At 30.5% G+C, this 18,972-nt stretch carries 15 protein-coding genes; 4 read left to right on the top strand and 11 right to left on the bottom strand.

All coding sequences use genetic code 11. The annotated features are described in order from the left end of the window. Positions 1-90 precede the first annotated feature (90 nt). From B5S50_RS20540 to B5S50_RS20530, 3 genes are all read left to right on the top strand, one after another. Complete coding sequence (locus tag B5S50_RS20540; protein ID WP_154105037.1) at positions 91-261, top strand: hypothetical protein; 171 nt, start codon at positions 91-93, stop codon at positions 259-261. 11 nt (positions 262-272) lie between these two features. Next, a complete protein-coding gene (locus B5S50_RS20535) occupies positions 273-419 on the top strand; it encodes a hypothetical protein (protein ID WP_167351597.1) in 147 nt (48 codons plus the stop codon). A gap of 473 nt (positions 420-892) precedes the next feature. Beyond that, positions 893-2,179: an O-acetylhomoserine aminocarboxypropyltransferase/cysteine synthase family protein gene (locus B5S50_RS20530; RefSeq protein WP_217302722.1), complete on the top strand. Its 1,287-nt coding sequence runs from the start codon at positions 893-895 to the stop codon at positions 2,177-2,179. 104 nt (positions 2,180-2,283) lie between these two features. On the opposite strand, the gene B5S50_RS20525 is transcribed toward B5S50_RS20530, so the two are convergent. Then, positions 2,284-3,129, bottom strand: coding sequence for a YitT family protein (locus B5S50_RS20525; RefSeq protein ID WP_217302721.1), 846 nt, complete (start codon positions 3,127-3,129; stop codon positions 2,284-2,286). A 130-nt stretch (positions 3,130-3,259) separates the two neighbouring features. Here B5S50_RS20525 and B5S50_RS20520 point away from each other — a divergent pair, with 130 nt between their 5' ends. Next, complete coding sequence (locus B5S50_RS20520; RefSeq protein WP_217302720.1) at positions 3,260-3,868, top strand: 3'-5' exonuclease; 609 nt, start codon at positions 3,260-3,262, stop codon at positions 3,866-3,868. 95 nt (positions 3,869-3,963) lie between these two features. Here the strand turns inward: B5S50_RS20520 and B5S50_RS20515 are convergent, their stop codons facing one another. The 10 genes from B5S50_RS20515 to B5S50_RS20470 all read right to left on the bottom strand — a co-directional run bounded on the left by B5S50_RS20515 (position 3,964) and on the right by B5S50_RS20470 (position 18,837). Further along, complete coding sequence (locus tag B5S50_RS20515) at positions 3,964-5,721, bottom strand: helicase-related protein (protein ID WP_217302719.1); 1,758 nt, start codon at positions 5,719-5,721, stop codon at positions 3,964-3,966. A gap of 92 nt (positions 5,722-5,813) precedes the next feature. Continuing rightward, the gene (gene pepF, locus B5S50_RS20510; RefSeq protein ID WP_217302718.1) at positions 5,814-7,601 is read right to left on the bottom strand and encodes an oligoendopeptidase F; all 1,788 of its coding nucleotides are present in this window, start codon (positions 7,599-7,601) and stop codon (positions 5,814-5,816) included. Between the two features lie 194 nt (positions 7,602-7,795). Further along, complete coding sequence (gene ggt, locus B5S50_RS20505) at positions 7,796-9,403, bottom strand: gamma-glutamyltransferase (RefSeq protein ID WP_217302717.1); 1,608 nt, start codon at positions 9,401-9,403, stop codon at positions 7,796-7,798. A gap of 312 nt (positions 9,404-9,715) precedes the next feature. Further along, positions 9,716-11,335, bottom strand: coding sequence for a ribosomal protection-like ABC-F family protein (gene abc-f, locus B5S50_RS20500; RefSeq protein ID WP_217302716.1), 1,620 nt, complete (start codon positions 11,333-11,335; stop codon positions 9,716-9,718). Positions 11,336-11,598: 263 nt separating this feature from the next. Next, positions 11,599-12,906 (bottom strand): VanW family protein, encoded by a 1,308-nt coding sequence (locus B5S50_RS20495; RefSeq protein WP_217302715.1) that lies wholly within the window; start codon positions 12,904-12,906, stop codon positions 11,599-11,601. A 111-nt stretch (positions 12,907-13,017) separates the two neighbouring features. Continuing rightward, positions 13,018-14,889, bottom strand: coding sequence for a M56 family metallopeptidase (locus tag B5S50_RS20490; protein ID WP_217302714.1), 1,872 nt, complete (start codon positions 14,887-14,889; stop codon positions 13,018-13,020). A 167-nt stretch (positions 14,890-15,056) separates the two neighbouring features. Further along, positions 15,057-15,440 carry a BlaI/MecI/CopY family transcriptional regulator gene (locus B5S50_RS20485; protein ID WP_127721076.1) on the bottom strand — a complete coding sequence of 128 codons (384 nt, stop codon included), beginning with the start codon at positions 15,438-15,440 and terminating at the stop codon, positions 15,057-15,059. A 79-nt stretch (positions 15,441-15,519) separates the two neighbouring features. Then, positions 15,520-17,301: a glycosyltransferase family 2 protein gene (locus B5S50_RS20480; RefSeq protein ID WP_127721075.1), complete on the bottom strand. Its 1,782-nt coding sequence runs from the start codon at positions 17,299-17,301 to the stop codon at positions 15,520-15,522. Positions 17,302-17,616: 315 nt separating this feature from the next. Next, a complete protein-coding gene (locus B5S50_RS20475) occupies positions 17,617-18,405 on the bottom strand; it encodes a DNRLRE domain-containing protein (RefSeq protein WP_127721074.1) in 789 nt (262 codons plus the stop codon). A gap of 132 nt (positions 18,406-18,537) precedes the next feature. Further along, positions 18,538-18,837 carry a hypothetical protein gene (locus B5S50_RS20470; protein ID WP_127721073.1) on the bottom strand — a complete coding sequence of 100 codons (300 nt, stop codon included), beginning with the start codon at positions 18,835-18,837 and terminating at the stop codon, positions 18,538-18,540. Between the last annotated feature and the right edge of the window lie 135 nt (positions 18,838-18,972).

Here is an 18,972-nt window from a genome sequence, read left to right as displayed (position 1 = left end):
GAAAGTAATAACCTTTATAGTTTTTACTTTTTAAAGATTTTTTACTTTCCATATACTTCAAACTTATTAATTTTATAGGAGGAACTTTATATGGATAACAATAAGAATAGAATGAAAGATAAACCTAAGTCTAATGCTGAAATGAGAAAAATGTACTCTGAAGCAGGATCTGAAATAGGTATTGAACACGGTAAAAAGATAGGTTCTCATTCAAATGGTAAAAAATATACAAAAAGATCAAAGTTGTCTCATAACAAATAGGTGGTGATATTATGAGTAAGAAAAATTCTTCTAGTAAAAATTACAGTAATACACAATCTCCTACATCTAAAAATTATACTAAAAATGTAAAAAATAAAGCCATTGAAAAGAGCCCTTATGGAAAAGATGAACCTTCTACCCATACAGAGTACAAATAACATTAACTTATACCGACTATAGTAATTCTAATTAAAATTTGAACTTACACATGAAATATAATGACAAAATTGAAATCACATTTAAAAACTTTTTTAAATAAGGCATTTGAAAGAAAATAACAAGTCAAAGATGCGACGAATATTCTTTATTCGATGACTAACCCGCTCTAATACTCACACTTTCCCAAGTGTGAGTAAAGAGCGGCTATGTCCCTGGATAACAATTTCTAAGAATCAGGTGCCAAGAACTTTGTTTATCAGACAATGAGGCAGGTTCCGCAGATAGTGAATCCTATCTAAGGGTTCTACCGACGCAGTATGATAAAAAATAGGCTAGCATACTGACTAGTTATTTCTTTCAAAATACCAAACTTTAGACTTATTAAAAGTTTTTATACTAATTTTCACTTGAAGTGATAGAATATTAAAATTATAATATTTATATTATTATCTTCAAGAAAGGATGTAATAAAATGACTAATTATAAAATGAATACAAAATGTGTACAAGCAGGCTACAGGCCAGGCAACGGAGAACCCCGTCAGGTTCCTATTATACAAAGTACAACTTTTAAATATGATACCAGTGAAGATATGGGAAAGTTGTTTGACCTGGAAGCCACTGGCTATTTTTATAGCAGGCTTCAAAATCCAACAAATGACCATGTAGCTGCTAAAATTGCAGATATGGAAGGCGGTACTGCTGCAATGCTAACTTCCTCAGGTCAAGCTGCCAATTTCTTTGCTTTGTTTAATATTTGTACTTGTGGAGACCATATTGTTGCTTCTTCCAGCATCTATGGAGGTACCTTTAATCTGATTTCCACAACTATGGCCAAAATGGGTATTACTGCCACATTTGTTTCTCCTGATTGTACAGAAGAAGAACTAAATGTCGCTTTTCAACATAATACAAAGGCAGTTTTTGGTGAAACAATTGCTAATCCTGCTCTTACCGTACTAGACATCGAAAAATTTGCAAATGCTGCTCATGCACATGGTGTTCCACTTATTGTAGATAATACTTTTGCAACACCTATTAATTGTCGTCCTTTTGAATGGGGTGCAGACATTGTTACCCATTCCACTACAAAATACATGGATGGTCATGGTGCAGCCTTAGGTGGAGCTATTGTAGACTCTGGAAATTTTGATTGGATGGCTCATGCTGATAAATTTCCAGGACTTTGCACACCGGATGACAGTTACCATGGTATTACCTATGCCAAGAAATTTGGCAAGGAAGGAGCTTTCATTACTAAATGTACTTCCCAATTAATGCGTGACTTTGGTTCTATTCAATCACCACAAAATGCATACATCTTAAATCTAGGACTGGAAAGCCTTCATGTTCGCATGCCGCGTCATTGTGAAAATGGTCAAGCTGTTGCAGAATTTCTTCAAAGTCACCCAAAGGTTGCCTATGTTAACTACTGCGGCCTGCCAGGTGATAAATACTATGAAGTTGCAAAAAAATATCTACCAAATGGTTCCTGTGGTGTTGTTTCCTTTGGTTTAAGAGGCGGACGTGAAGCAGCAGGAATATTTATGAAAAATCTTAAGCTTGCAGCCATTGAAACCCATGTGGCAGATGCTCGTACCTGCTGTCTAAATCCTGCAACAAGTACACACCGTCAGATGAATGACGAACAATTAAAGGAGGCTGGTGTTCCCGCAGAGTTAATTCGTATAAGCTGTGGCATTGAAGACAAAGAAGACTTAATTTCTGATATTTCACAAGCACTAGATTGTATTAAATAACTTTAATCACAAAAAGGGATCGGTCAAATGTATTAGCCAATCCCTTTAATATTCATGAATTTGTTTTAAATATGTGAATTTAAATATTTAAAATAAATTAGGACTTATTTTTGAAAATTTTTGCCTGAAACTTCCACACTTTGCATTACTATAAGAGCATCATCATCTATATCATTTACAATTGACTTCAAGCGTGATATCTCAAGTCGCGATACTATTACAAAAATTACATTAGTAGGAAGATTGGAATATCCCCCTTCTCCTTTTATAAGAGTTATTCCATGTCCTGATTCTTTTAAAATCCTATCTTTTATTTCTTCATGTTCGTCTGAAATTATCATAACTGACCTTGACTCATCAATTCCCTGAGAAGTTACATCTATAGCTTTAGATGCTATAAAATAAGCTACTAATGAGTACATTGCCCTGTCCCATCCAAATGCAAAGCCTGCACTTCCAAGTATGAATACATTAAAACACATCACTATTTCACCAACAGAAAATCCACTTTTTTTATCTAAAAATATAGCTACAATTTCCGTTCCATCCGATGACCCTCCGCTTCTTATCATAAGCCCTACACCTATTCCAAGTATTATACCACCAAATATAGCTGCAAGAAGTGGGTCATTTGTTACCCCTATTTTAGGATTAAACACTGATGTCATAACTGAAAGTGAAATTACTGAAAAAAATGTAGCAATTGTAAAATCCTTGCCAATATTTTTATATCCCATAATGATAAATGGAATATTAAATAATAGTATAAATACTCCAAGTGGTATTGATGTAAAGTGACTTACCATAATAGATATACCACTTATTCCCCCATCAATAACATCATTTGGTATCAAAAAAAACTTTAATCCTACTGCGTCCAGACACGCTCCCACTAACATTAACAATATTCTTATTGCAATAGAAACTCTTCTATCGTGCTTTTTTTTCATAGTACCCCTCCAATTGTATTATCTTCTTTTGCTATATAATAATTTTACCATTAATTTTATTAATTGTGCAAACCTAACTCCCCTATAATGTTATAATAGATATAGCTTAAATTTAGGAGGACGTCTTTGAATGAACATGATATTTTTTGACACAGAAACAACTGGTTTAAAGCCTGGGAACATATGTCAACTAAGCTATATTCTTGTTGACACTAGTGTAAAGCCAACCAAAACCATAGGTAAAAATATTTTCTTTGCTGTGGATTATATAGAGCCTAGTGCAGAAAAAGTACACGGTTTTTCCGTGGAGACCTTGTACAAGCTAAGCAGTGGTATGAATTTTAAAGATCATCTAAATGAATTTTTAAATGATTTTCAAAATGCAGATATTCTAATAGGCCATAATGTAAACTTTGATATTAAATTTTTATCTTCTGAATTTAAAAATTGCAATGAAATATTAAACATAAAACATACATTTTGCACTATGAATTACTACAAAAATATATGTAACCTTAAAAACAGATATAATAAATGCAAGGCCCCAAGACTTGAAGAAGTTGTAAGATTTCTTCATATAGAAGATCCATACATAAACGCTGTAAGCAAAAAATACTTTAACGGTACTGGAAATTTTCATGATGCCAGGTTTGATACTACAGCCACCTACTTGCTTGTAACAGAAGGAATTAAAAAAGGATATATTCCCAAAAGATATTTTTCTCACATAATACAATAAAGTTATATTCTAACTCAACTTTTGTACATATAAAATTTTTTAATATAAAAATAATGTGTGGCAACTTTTAGAGGACAATTGTCCTCTTAAAAAGTTTATATTCTAACTAATATTTCATTTATTTCCTCACTTACTTTTATTCTTTCACTGTAAACCCAGTCCACATCAAATTTCAAATTAAATATTTTAGAAAATGAGTAATACATATTTATCTTTTGATAATATATTTCCAAGTCATCTAAATTGCCCACAAAACATTGTGGTTTAAATAAACTATCTTGTTTATTAATAAATAATTCATCTACATATTCTAAAAACTCATTCATCAAATCTTCTCTTGAAACATCAAAGGGAACCTTCAACAAATCCCATTGATCTTCTTCTTTTAGTTTATATTTCTTTATTTTATCTAAAATCAATATATATTCGCTGATGTCCATCTTTGTATAATAATCTAATTTTTCTTCTCTAGTCCCCCACAAAGCCAGCTTTTCATTTAAAGGTAAGCTTTTAATCTTTAATATAGCATCTGATGGACCAATAACTGCTTTTTCTATTTTTTCGTCTTCAGCTTCTAATTTGGATTTAATAAAATCTTGAGTATCTCCAGCACTAGCTACATAACCTATATCATAAATACCTTTTCGCCCTGCACGTCCACTTACCTGTTTTACTTCCTGTGATGTAAGTTCTCGTACTTCTTCGCCATCAAACTTTTTTATATTGATAAAAATAATTCTTCTAATAGGCAAATTGACTCCCATACCTATTGCATCAGTGGTAACTAGCACTTTTGTTTCCTTATTGGTAAATTGCTCATACTGCATTTTTCTAACTTCAGGAGGCAAATCTCCATATATTATACTGGCTTTAATGCCTTTACTTGAATATTTCTGCGCTATCTCCAAGACTCTTTTTTTAGAAAAAACTACAACAGCATCGCCTTCCTTAATATCATCATAATTAAATTTTTTATTTTCAACCTCTAGAGGAATACTTCTTTTATATTCTTTTATCTCATACTCATCTCCACAATCATTTATAATTGTTTCTATTATGTCTTTAGCATTAAGAGCTCCACATATATGAATTTCATCACATTTTAACCCTAATAAAGCCCTGCTCCATGCCATTCCTCTTTGTTTATCACTAATCATTTGAATTTCATCAATAACAGCTATATCATAGTGCTCCCTTAAGTTAAGCTTTTCTATTGTACAAGAAGTATGGGTTGAACCTATCTTTAACACTTCTTCTTCACCCGTTAATAAATCACAAATTATACCTTCTTTATTTAACTTTTCGAAATTCTCCAAAGCAAGAATTCTAAGTGGTGATAAATATACTCCTTTCTTTGCAGTTTTAAGGCGCTCTACAGCATTGTACGTTTTACCCGTATTCGTATCCCCTAAATGAATATAGAATTTTCGCTTCATGTGTCTAGTCTCAATATATTCATCCTTAGGATTATCAGGAAATGTCTTTTCAAACTCTTCAGCAATTAATTTAGGTATATGATTTTTAGTAAGTACTGTCATTATGCCTGAATTTAAAAAAGCATTGTAATTTTCTTTTATAATTTCATAAAAATCAAAGTGTGTATCATTCTTTTTATTGTAATTATCAAGTATTCTCTTTGACACATTTTCTAGTAATTCTTCATAGGTTTCATATACATATTCAAAATCTTTTAATCCTTCATTTTTCATCTCTTTAAGTTTAACAAGTTTTTTTCTTATAGCACTCTCGTGTTCTATAAGTGCTCCTGGTTTTGAATAATATACGATCTCTTCAATATGATTAATTTGACTCTTTAATTTTTTAAATTCTTTTTGCGATGAATTCTTCTTCATATGTTTTCCTCCGCTTAGTTCATTTAATTTTATCCTAGGTATTTCCAAAGAAATAACTAGTCAGTATGCTATCCTATCTTCTTTCAAATGCCTTACACAGTTTCTAACATGTCTAATAATTCATCAAATCTCTTTATAGTATCCTCTAAAGGCTTAGGTGAAGTCATATCCACTCCTGCTTTTTTCAATACACTTATTGGATAATCACTAGACCCACTCTTTAAAAATCCTTTATAAGATTCTATGGCCTTTTCTCCACTTTCTAATATTGAATTAGCAAAAGAATGTGCTGCTGCATAGCCTGTAGCATATTGATATACATAAAAATCCCAATAAAAATGAGGAATTCTTGACCACTCCATATCTATTTCTTCATCTACAACCATATTCTCTCCAAAATATTTTACATTCAATTCTCTCCAAATCTTACACAAATCGTCTCCTGTAAGTGGTGTTCCATTTTCTATTTTTTCATGAGTTACTTTTTCGAATTCGGCAAACATAACCTGTCTGAATACAGTAGTCCTGATTTGCTCTAATTCTTGATTTATGAGATAAAGTTTTCTTTTTTTTTCCTTTTCGTTATCAATTAAATAATGTATTAACAAGCTTTCATTAGTAGTTGAAGCTACTTCTGCACAAAAAAGAGAGTAATCCGAATATATATAAGGCTGATTTTTTCTCGAATAATAGGAATGTATGGAATGACCCATTTCATGTGCTAAAGTAGAAACATCTGTAAGCTTATAGTCATAGTTTAAAAGTACATATGGCATAGTATCATAATCACCTGTAGAATAAGCCCCTCCTCTTTTGCCTTTGTTTGGATATACATCTACCCATCTATCCTTTATTCCTTCATCAAAAATGTCTAAATACTCTTTTCCTAAGGGCTTTAATCCTTCTTTTACTATTTTCACTGCTTCATCAAATTCTATATGTTCTTCTACAGTGTCTATTAGTGGTACATACAAGTCGTACATATGCATTTCATGAAGTCCTAAAAGTTTCTTTTTAATGCTTACATATCTGTGCAAGGATTCTAAATTGTTATTTACAGTATCAACCGTATTATTGTAAACATCTAACGGAATATCATTAGGTTTTAATGAACATTCCATGGAACTTTTATACTTTCTAGTTTTTGATATAAAAACAAAATTTTTAATATTTGAGGTAAGTGATGCAGCTAAAGTATTTTTATATTCTTTATAAGTGTTAAATAAGGTTTTAAAGGATTCTTTTCTAACAGATCTCTTTTTAGATCTTATAAAACCTGAATAATTTACATCAGTAAGCTCGACTCTTTTTCCCCTCTCATCTTTTATTTTTGGGAAAGTCATATCTGCATTAGACAACATACTGTACACTTTCTCTGGGGCATTTAAGCAATCTGATACTGAAGCTATAAGTTCCTCCTGCTCCACGCTTAAAGTATGAGGCTTCTTTTTCAAAATTCTTTCTAGTAAAAACTTATACATATTTAATTCGGGAACAGCCTTCATAAATTTATCTATAGTTCCTTCTGGCAAACTCAATATTTCAGGAATAAAAAATGCTTCCTTGCTTCTTATTTCAGCACTATATGCATATATTTTATCTCTTAAAACTTGAAAAGTAGGATTAGCAGTATCTTCATCATTTTTCATATGTGCAAAAATAGCTAGTTTTCCTGCCAATCTTGAAACTTCTTCATCCAGCTTAAAATATTCTAAAAGTTTCTTGCCTTCAAATAGTTTACCAGCATACTCACTTAGCTTTGGTGCCATGGATTTTAACCTTTCAAAATCCTTTTTCCAGCTTTCTATATCCTTATATATTTTCTCTACCTTCCATTTATCTTCTTTTAATATTTCATCTCTTCTTTTTGTCTGTACCATATAAAATTTTACTCCTTTTCTATAATTACTAATTATTCTATGTTTTGCTTTAACTGTAAATGTTTTTACTTTCTATTACTATATCATTACTTTAAGAATAAAAAAAGATAGTCTGCAACATTATATTGCAGACTTTAAACAAATATAGTTATTAAATTAACCAATATTGTCTCCAAATTGTAGAATGTACAATTTTACCATGAATATATAGTTCCATCAGTCCTCCAATCAGTTCCTCCTGATAAAACTCCATTTTCATCTCTCCAAATTATCTGACCTCTTCCAAAATCAGTCTCGTCAACGGCATAACTTATTTTGTGCCCTTTATCGTATAAAGCTTTTGCCAGATACTGAGGAAAAGCATGCTCAATACTAATATTTTTTTCCTCATTCCACATCCACCTTGGAGCATCCAATGCTGCTTGTGGATTTAAATTAAAATCAATACAGTTCATCAATACTTGTACATGAGCCTGAGGCTGCATAAAAGCTCCCATAATTCCAAAAGGTCCTACAGCTTTGCCATTTTTCATTAAAAATCCAGGAATTATTGTATGATATGGCTTTTTTTCAGGTTCCAGTGCATTGGCATGATTGGGATCAAAGGAAAAATTTTTTCCTCTGTTATGCAGAGCAATACCTGTTCCAGGTACCACTAGCCCTGAACCAAAGTCCATATAATTACTCTGTATGTATGACACCATATTCCCATATCCATCAGCAGTAGCAAGATAAACCGTTCCACCTTTTGGGTTTTTACTAAATTCAGGCATAAAAGCAGTTTCTTTTATTCTTTTCCTTTTTTCATCAGCATAAGCATCAGACAGCAAGTCCTCTATTTTAATTGTCATTTTATTTCTATCTGTTACATACCTTAAAGTATCTTCAAAAGCCAATTTCACTGCTTCCATTTGCTTGTGATAAGTATCTACAGAATTTTTTTCATTGAATTCAAACCCCTTTAATATATTAAGAGCTATGAGTGCAGTGATACCCTGTCCATTTGGAGGAATCTCACACACATCATAACCTCTGTAATTAATACTTATAGGTTTTACCCATTCAGCATGGTATTTTTCTAGATCCTCTTTTCTTATATATCCACCAGTTTTCCTTGAAAAATCATCTATTTTTTCAGCCAGTTCTCCTCTATAAAATGCTTCACTTTTAGTCTCAGCTATAATTTTTAATGTTTTTGCATGATCCTTTAAAGTAAACATTTCCCCTATTCTTGGAGCCCTTCCCTCTGGTGCAAAAGTATCAAACCAGTATTTAAATTTTTCATTAGTTAAATTTCTTTTGTATAACTCATAAGCTCTTCTCCAAAATTTTCCTACTGTTGGAGTTACAGGGAAACCTTCCTCTGCATACCTTATAGCAGGTTCTAATAGCTTTTCAAAAGGCAATTTCCCAAATTTTTCTGAAAGTGATGCCCATGCTGCAGGAATTCCTGGAACATTAACAGGTTCCCATCCAAACTGTGGTATTTGATTATATCCTGCTTTTTTCAAAATAGGTATAGAAATTCCTTTTGGCGATGGTCCACTTGAATTTAATCCATGCAATTTACCATTAAACCATACTGTAGCAAAAGCATCACCACCAATTCCATTTGATGTTGGCTCACATACAGTCAAGCAGGCAGCTGTTGTAATAGCAGCATCTACTGCATTGCCCCCCTTTTTTAGAATCTCAAATCCAGCTTCTGCTGCGAAAGGTTGAGATGTAGCCACCATTCCTCTTTTCCCATAGGCCGTGCTTCTTGCTGAACTAAAAGGATTGTATAAGGCATTAAAATTCATAATATCCACCCCCTATAATACTAATATGAAATAAAAGTAACATATTACATATATTATTAAAGTCATGATACAGCAACGTAAAACTTATGTCAATATATTCCTCTATCCTTTATCCGATGACTACCTGCTCTAATACTCCCACTTCTACAAACGTACGTTGCGAGCAGCTACGTCTCTGGATAACGATTTTCCCTAAAGGATAACGCATTCTAAGTGCTTAAGCACTAAGAATCCTGTTAATAAGCATCAGGTGGAGTCAAAACTCCATCTGATGCCAAGAACTCTGTTTATATGTTTTCCTCCCCATCAGCCTTACATCTTATTTAATTGTTTCGCAATACATTGATATTCTTTATCCAATGCTTCTTTATCACAATCTTTTAAGGACATTCTAGAAACAATTTCAGTAAGCTTCATCTGTAAAATTGATTTTTCTATATACACATTTTCCTGATTTTTTGATACCTTTTTATTTTTCTCAAATTGTTCCAAATTTCCTTCAAATTCCGTTATTTTTTCATTTTCAAGTATAAACACTCTATTCGCTACAGAATTTATAAAAGCTCTATCGTGAGATACAAAGAGTACAGTTCCTTCATAACCTTTTAGGAAATCTTCTAGTGCCTCAATAGACTGCATATCAAGATAGTTTGTAGGTTCATCAAGAAGCAGTACATTAGCCTTTGATGCAAAAAGCTTTGCAAAAGAAACCTTTATTTTCTCTCCACCGCTTAAAACTTCAACCTTTTTATTCACTGCATCACCAAAAATCAATAATCTTGCTAAAATTGTTCGAACACAGCTTTCACTTTGAATGCTACTAACCATAACATTTTGGAGTACAGTTTTATCAAAATCAAGATCTTCAAAGTTCTGATGAAAATATCCAATAACCGCTTTTGGCACAGTATAAATTTGCTCATCCTGCATATTTATAAGATTTAATAGTGTAGTTTTTCCAGAGCCATTATCTCCTACAACTGCTGTCTTCATTCCATTATAAACCTTAAATTTAGCATTATGAAAAATCTCATTTTTATTATATTTAAAACAAAAATTAGAACTAGATATAATAATTTTATTCTGTGGAGGGTTGGTCAAAGAAAAATCAATTTTTACTTTTAAAATTTTATCGGGTTTTTCCTTAACTTGCAGCTTTTCAATACGTGACTTTATGCCCTTTACTGCACCATCTAATTTTTTCTTCTTTTCATTGACTGCACGTTTGTGAAGCCTTGCTTCAGAATTTCCCATTCTCTTTGGAGTTTTTTTCATAGATTTTGATTTACTGTTTACATCTCTTGTTGCTTTTTCAAGCCTTATTTTCTCCTCTATATATTCTTCATATTCCGTCTTCTGCCTTTTTATTCTCAAATCTTTTTGCTTTTTGTAAAAAGAATAGTTTCCTTCGTAAAAGAAAAGTTTGCCATTTCTTATTTCAATAATTTTATTACATAGGGTATCCATAAAATCTCTATCATGGCTTATCAGCACAATAGTTTCTATCTTACTCAACTTTTCCTTTAGTATTTTAATACTTTTATAATCTAAATTGAACGTAGGTTCATCTGCCAGAAGCAAAAAACTGTTTTTACTTAACTCAGCTGCAATACTAAGTTTAGCACGTTCACCTCCACTTGCCTTCTGACAATCAAACTTATCATCGACTCCAAATTCTTTAAAAAGCTTACCTTGCGTATTCACATTTTCATCTGAAAATTGTTTTATATACGCTGCAGAACAATACCTTTTAATAACACCTGTATCTGCATCTGTCTCTCCTGATAAAATATTCAAAAGTGTAGTTTTACCTGCACCGTTTTCTCCTACAATACCAATTTTATCTCCTCTTCGTATTTCTAAATCATTGGTAGATATGATTAATCTATCTCCATAATATTTTTTCAAATTCACAGCTTCTAAAATAAGCATAAAAAAAATCTCTCCTTTGCAAACGCTGGAAAGATAAATGAATCCATAAGTATATAGCTATGCCAAAAAAGCATAAACATCTATAGTAATTATTATTTCATTTAAACTAACCCAGCAAAAATAAAGGCACAAAAAGCCTTAAAAATAAATCACAATTGATTTTAAAAAACGCTGAATTAGTTAATCTTCATTAATTACATACCTTGACCTTTCTATAATATATTTTATATATTACTATATTTAGAATAATATATCAACCTATCTCATTTCACATAACAATCACTGTTTATCTCATCTCTTGAAATTTCTTTTCCATATTCATAAGTAACTTTATAAGCTTTTGCCTCACAAACTGCCTTACCAGATCTATTTACTGTTTTCACACTATTTACAAGTTTATAGGTCTTTTTAGTCAACTTAGAATTGGAATAAATATTAAATGTAAGTTTCTTATCATCAGTAGTACATTCTATATATATGGGATACCCCAGTGTATTTTTAAATTTATAATCTATGTTTCCATAATCCACAGTAGCATCCATTCCAATACCTACATAACTCACAGGCATATTATGGTGATCTCTTTCTGTAGGCACTATACCTGATTCTACTACAGCATTATGAAGAGTACTTGATACCTGACATACTCCTCCTCCTAGCCCAGATTCTACTTTATCACCTACAATAACATGTGCAGCTTCATATCCTCTTTCTGCTGTTCTCTCTCCTACTATTTTGTTAAAACTAAAGGTTTCATTTGGCATAACAACAGTTCCATTCAGTGCTTTAGAAGCTACCTGTATGTTATTAGCTCTGTTTGCTGTAGAAGAAGAAAAATCCGTAGCAAAGCTGGATATTTTCGTATCTATTTTCTGCAAATCCGATTTCTTTATAGCAGACTCAACTTTTTTCATTTTAACATCAACTATAATATCCTTAATATCCCTATTTCCTATTTCCCTATCAATGTCTTTAAAAAGCTTGTACTTATCAACTTCATATCCTACTTTTTCTTTAGTAATTTGAAATTTATCGTTTTTGTCTTTAGTCATACTTGCATTTACTGGTTTTTTATCACATTCACCTTGAATTTTTGATATAGTTTTTTCAATTTCTTTTTTATCATAACTGTATTCTAGAGAAAAATTTTTTTCTTTGCCACTGCTTATGATCTTATATTTGTAAGATATATCTCCACTTTTACCATAGTCAAAAGCATTTTTTATTGTATCTTCTAGGTTATAACTTATGTTCAACTTTGAATAATTTATTGTATACATCTTATTGTCAATTTTAATTACTATATTTTTCTTTAGTATCTCATTTATGTACTTATTTCTTAAAGTGTTTACCGCTTCTTCTTGTGTTTTTCCGCTTAATTTTATACCTTCAACTTTAACTCCTGGATATATGATCTTATTATATCTATTAACCAAAAAATGTACCCATATTACGTGTAAAACATATATAAATAAAACTAATATACAAAGAGACCTTACTGCTTTCTTTTTATTAATTTTTAATTTTTGTTTTTTTATTACTCTTTCTTCTCTGTCTATACTTTCTACCATTTACTACTATGAATCCTCCTAAAGCTCAAACTTACTTTTAATAAAAGTTAATATATACCCGAAAATGTACCCTCTCTATTTCCGAGTATATATCAACTTTTCACTTAGTATCTATTTAGAAGCTTTTTCTTTAAGTATGTTAAATTCTTCTTTTGACGGATAACCTGTAGCCACATTCGAACCTTCTTCTATTGATTTCAATGCTGATTTTTTATCTCCTGCTTTTATTTGTGAATCTGCTAAATAGTACCAGTAAAATCCTGCCTTTGGCATTTCTTTCACTTTTTGCTCGTAGTAAGGTACTACTTTCTGTTTAAAGTAATCAGGGCAAAGGTCATCTGCTGATTCAAAAGTTTTTCCATTCAACTTTAATACATTAATCATATACGCATTTCCTGTATCATGGTTCCATACAGCTATAGCTTTCATATCCTTTCCTGGAATATCTACTATATCTACTTTAGAATAATCTATCTCTCCAACCGGCATTTTATCTAAAACATCACTATTCCACTGAATTGGCATTTTATCTAAAGTATTATTGTTCCACTTATAAATAGAAAGTTGTCCTAGAGTTCCCCCAACTCTTCTACCTAAAAGTACTTCATCTTTTCCATCGCCATCTATATCTGCTGTCAATGCTATATCTGCCTTAAAGCCTTCCACAGGTTCGTCCAAAGCTTTAATCCAATTGTTTCCTATTCTTTTCAGAACTATTATATTTATTTTTTCACTTTGACCTATTGATTTATAAGCACTTACAATTTCAATTCTGCCATCATTGTTCAAATCCTTTAATAAAATATTTTCTCCCTCTTTCGTATTACTTGAAGTTACAATCTGTGCATTTTTAGGCAAAAACTTTTTAACTATATTTACATAGGTTGCCTTACTTTGTACAGTTTCAACCAATTTATTTTGAGTTTTCAACCCTATAGCTTTAGTTGGCAAATTAGTTATGCCAACCATACATATAGCTGCCAAAATAGATACTGGTACCCCTATCCATTTAAATGTATTCTTCTTAAACTTTTTTATCATGATTATCCTCCTCTTTACATTTGACTTTCTCTTTATCATCCCGCTAGTTCCGGGAATCAATTTGATACCTGAAACAAATTTTGCAAGTTCGATAATAGTTTCCCCATATTCTTTCTGTTCCTTCTTGTTTAAATAAGATAAGACATAAGCGTCACAAGCTAATTCCGAATCTTCCTTCATTCTACTAAATGCAAACCATATTATGGGATTAAACCAATGGATAATTTCCAGAAATAATATTACCCAATTTATAAAAATATCTTTTCTCTTAAAATGAGAAAGTTCATGTAAAAAAATATGCCTTTTTTCTTCAAAAGAAAGCTTTCCTATTAAATCAGGATCAACTAAAATCTTAGGATTTATAACTCCCAAAAGCGAAGGTGTATTTATATACCCATCATAAACAACTGGTATAAATTTTGAGATATTCATAATAGACTTAGACTCTTTGAGTATCTCATTCATTTCTTTATCTTGACAAAATGAAAGCTTTCTTATTTTTAAGTAAAACATTCCATATGAAAATAACATAACAGCTAAAATAAGAGTTGCTCCTATCATCCATACTATACTTGCTATATTGACATAATAATTAAAGTCTTTTACTTTTGTTTCTCCAAAGTTGTTCTTTTTTTCTAAATTAGGTTTTAAAATTTTGTTATTACCTTCAACCACATTTTTTATATTACTGCTATTTCCAGCTATATTTTGAGATGTTTGAATTCTCTGAGTAGTATTTGCAAATACATTAAACTTACTTAGCGGGGTATCAAACCCAGTAGGTATAATCAATCTAATGATAAGCAAAAACCATATAAAATATTGCCAAGAAGCATTAAGTTTATTTTTTAATAAGCTTTTTAAAGCAAAAATTATAACTGCAACTATACTGCCTGCGGCTGACGATAACACAATCATTTTAAATATAAAAGAAAGCTGCATGAAAACTGTCCCCCCTACTTCTTTTTAGGGATTTGAAAGAAACTAACAAGTCAAAGATGCGACGGATATTTTTTATCAGACAAGGAGGTAGGTTCCGCAGATAGTGAATCCTATCTAAGGGTTCTACCGACGCAGTATGATAAAAAATAGGCTAGCATACTGACTGGTTATTTCTTTGAAAATCCCTTATCATCTAATATTTGTTTTAATTCTTCTATTTCTTTCTCGGACAATTTTTCGTCTTTTATAAAATTGGAAATCAGCAAATTTATTGAGCCGTCATAAACCTTTTTAATAAAAGATTTTGTCTCCACCTTTTTACATTCTTTCTCGGATATATTAGGGGAATATAAATAAAAAGGTTCATCTTTTTTTACATTGATAGCATCTTTAGTTACCAGTCTGCTAATAAGAGTATGAATAGTTTTGGGATTCCAAGAACTATGCTCCTTTAAAATCTCAATAATTTCGCTGGAAGTAAGGGGTGATTTTTTCCATAAAACTTTCATCACTTCCCATTCTGAATCTGATATTTTAGGTATTTTATTCAATTTTTTCGCCTCCTTTCGTACTACAAGTGTAGTCTTTAATATCATACTACACTTGTAGTCTCCATTTGTCAAGCAAATTTTATTCTTTTAATATGTCAAGGCCTTCGTTATCATATATACTAAATTCTTTTATAGACCTTAATACTTCTTTTCTAGCAAGATCAACAAAATCATATTTATTATATAATTTTCCAAGGTAAAGAAACGCATATTTATTATCTATCAAATTGAATAAATTTACAGCTATCTTTAATTCATCAAATTTCATATTTATAAGCAATATTTCACATACTTCTAAAATCATTTCATATTCTATTTGGCTTTCATTTTCAGATATAATTTCTGTTGGTTCATCTTTAAATAGTTTTACTAGTTCAGAATATATTTTCAATAATTTTTTATCATTATCTGATAAAGTATTTTTCTCAAAACTACTCAATATAGATGATGCATAATCAATTTTATTACTTAATATACAGCTTAAAACCCTATACATGGAAAAATGTGTATAAAAAGGTGACTCAACTTTTATAGAATTCATATTAACACATTCATCAAAAGCACCAGTTCTTATAAGGCATTTCGCTTTTAGCATATTAATAGACTCTGTAACTATTTTTGCTTCTTCACATTTTTGAATATATTCTAATGCTATTTTATAAAGTCCTTCTTTATAAAATATATCAGCAATAACAGGATAACCTTTCGTAGAACCAGAAAAAAATTTTTCTATGATACTTTTAAATTTAGCGTGACTAATATTTTTTTCTTTTAATATGTGTGCAATACAATATAGTGGATCAATAAAATCCAGTTTTGATTTAAGTGATTTAATATAATAATCATATGCAGTATCATAATCTTTAAAATGCATATAAACATTACCTAATTCAAAGTATGATTTAAAGCTCTCACTTCCATAAAAAAACTTTAGTTGTGAAGGAGGCTCTCCAATTTCAACACATTTGTTCAACGCCTTTATCTGTAGTGTAATTTTACCTAAATTTTTATAAACAAGAGATTTAAAGAAATATAAATCAGTAAATTTAGGATAATACTTAGTTGCAGTATCAATAAAATCCAGTGCTTTAGTATATTCTCGTATATTATAATTACAAACAATTATTCGTAAAACCAACGCCGGGCTAAAGCCTGTATCAGGATTAAAATCTTCATAAGCTTTATAATAATACTCTAGTGCTTTTTTAGGATTATCTAAAGCTACATATTCATTACCTAGATTAAAATAATTAAATTTATTATTAGGTTCTTTTTCGATCAGTTTGTTTAAAATTGATATATTTCTTTTTCTCTTATTTTTAGACACTATATTTTTATTCAGATATCCATAATGATATATTTTTACATCATTACAAATTGCACCACGTTCATTATTTGGACATATTAACTGATTATGAATCTCTCCTTCATAATGAAATCCACGACCATTTTTAAAGATTCGTGGATTTAGATTTATAGTAATACAATTATCATCAGGTTTGTCCCCATAATAGTTTAATGTTTCAAAGAAATAAACTAGATTGTCGTCTAATTTGCTATTTAGTAACAATTTAAAATTTTCTTTATATTTACCCCGCAATTCATCATCTGCATCCATTATTAATATCCAATCCTTAGTGGCATATTTTAACGAAACATTTCTGGCTTCACTAAAATTATTATTCCATTTGAAATAATACACCTTAGCACCATAGTTTCGTGCAATCTCTACTGTTTTATCTGTAGAACCTGTATCAACAACAATTATCTCGTCAACAACATCTTTAACACTTTCAAGACATGTCGGCAAACATTTTTCTTCATTTTTTACAATCATACATAAACTTATTTCATTGTTCATCTTTATTCCTCCTGATGTACAATATTGTACTATATTTTGCGTTATTAATTAACGTATTTAAGAGTTATATATAAAATATACAATGTATTGATTTTAATATAGGTATGTAAAAGGAAATTTAATGAATATAAGCATTTATTGGCAGGAAATTATTTGAATTTTACAATAATCTTATATTTTGAAAAGGATACAGGTAATAAAACAAATTGTTGTTGTTTGTATAAAATAATACTAATCATAAATTATTCATTTGTTAATTATAGTAATTAAATTGACAACATATAAGTTAATTTAATATGCTCATATTCTTTGGTTTTATGTCTTTTTGTCTTCCTTATATGAACCATAAAGATTCACCTTTTCAGTATCACCTTTTCTTTCTTTTGGAATAATAACAACTTTGTAATTTTTATCTATCTTAAGGGGAGTAACTCCCGATGAGTTATCATACTCATCAGCAATATAATAATTTCCCACCTTATTGCTTTTATGCCTTTTTACTTCAACATTTAAGATTGACATATATTTTGATTCAGGCGCAACCGTTCCCGTAACATTGACTTCTCTTATGGTAGCTTCTCCATCACAACAGCTTATGCAATACACCTTATATTTAATATCAATAAAAGGAATAATATAACTATCGCTGCTTATTGAAGAACCAAATGATGAAAGACTACAATTTGAATCTCCAGCCAGCATTAATCCTGTACAAATAGATTTTGATTTAATCCACAACAAGACAAATTTTGTAACATCTACTGTTACAGAAATTTTTGAAGTAAATGGGCTAAAGTTTTCTTTAATATCCTTGTTAACTTTAGGACGATTATTATAGGTTGTATAACTGCTAAAATAATCATCTAACTGATAAATAACTAGTTCTTTATTATCTTTATAAAAATTATTTGTTTTAAATAATACAAGTTTTGCACTCAAAATTTTGGCATTGGGAGGAATACTGGAAATATCAAAAAACAGATAGCTAATATATTTAAATTTCTGATGATAACCTACCTTTATATGGTTAGAATTTATATTTTCCTTTGGTGATTTATTGGTTACAGTAAGGCTTTTACTGGCAGGAATTATTATATTGGACAATTTATTTTCCTCCTTTTTTATTATTAAATGGAGCCAAAATAAAATGGCTCCACAAAACTTTAAATTTTAGCAATGATTAATTGAACTTATAGCTTTAAGATAGTTCAATTAATTCTGCTCAAATCAAAGACATTATCTTACAACCCAGTCAATAGTTACTTGATCTTCTCTAATTGAATCTGTAGTACGAATCTTTGGTACAATAGCTATACTAACGTTGGCTGAAGCTGATACTCTTTCTACAGAGCTTGTATTATTAAAAACATATACGCTAGAATATGCGCTATTGGCTCTGTTAACAGTACCGCTAGTGTTAGTAACCTGCACCGTAACATAAGCATATGCCTGAGACTCTGCAGGAATAGTTCCTGTTACATTTATAGACCTAACACTACCAGATTGAGGTGTATCAAAACTTGCTGAAAGTGCCAATTTAAACATCTCCTTTTAAAGGTTTTGGGGATTTTCATTTCCCACTACACATACTATGCTGCAATTATTTAATGTGTTATAAAAAATTAGAACTTTATAGGTCATCAATTTCAGTCCATACACCTATCCAGAATA

Origin of the sequence: Clostridium sp. 001, from assembly GCF_019056555.1 — a bacterium.
Classification (GTDB): Bacteria; Bacillota; Clostridia; order Clostridiales; family Clostridiaceae; genus Clostridium_B; species Clostridium_B ragsdalei.
This window is presented reverse-complemented; position numbering and strand designations above follow the sequence as displayed.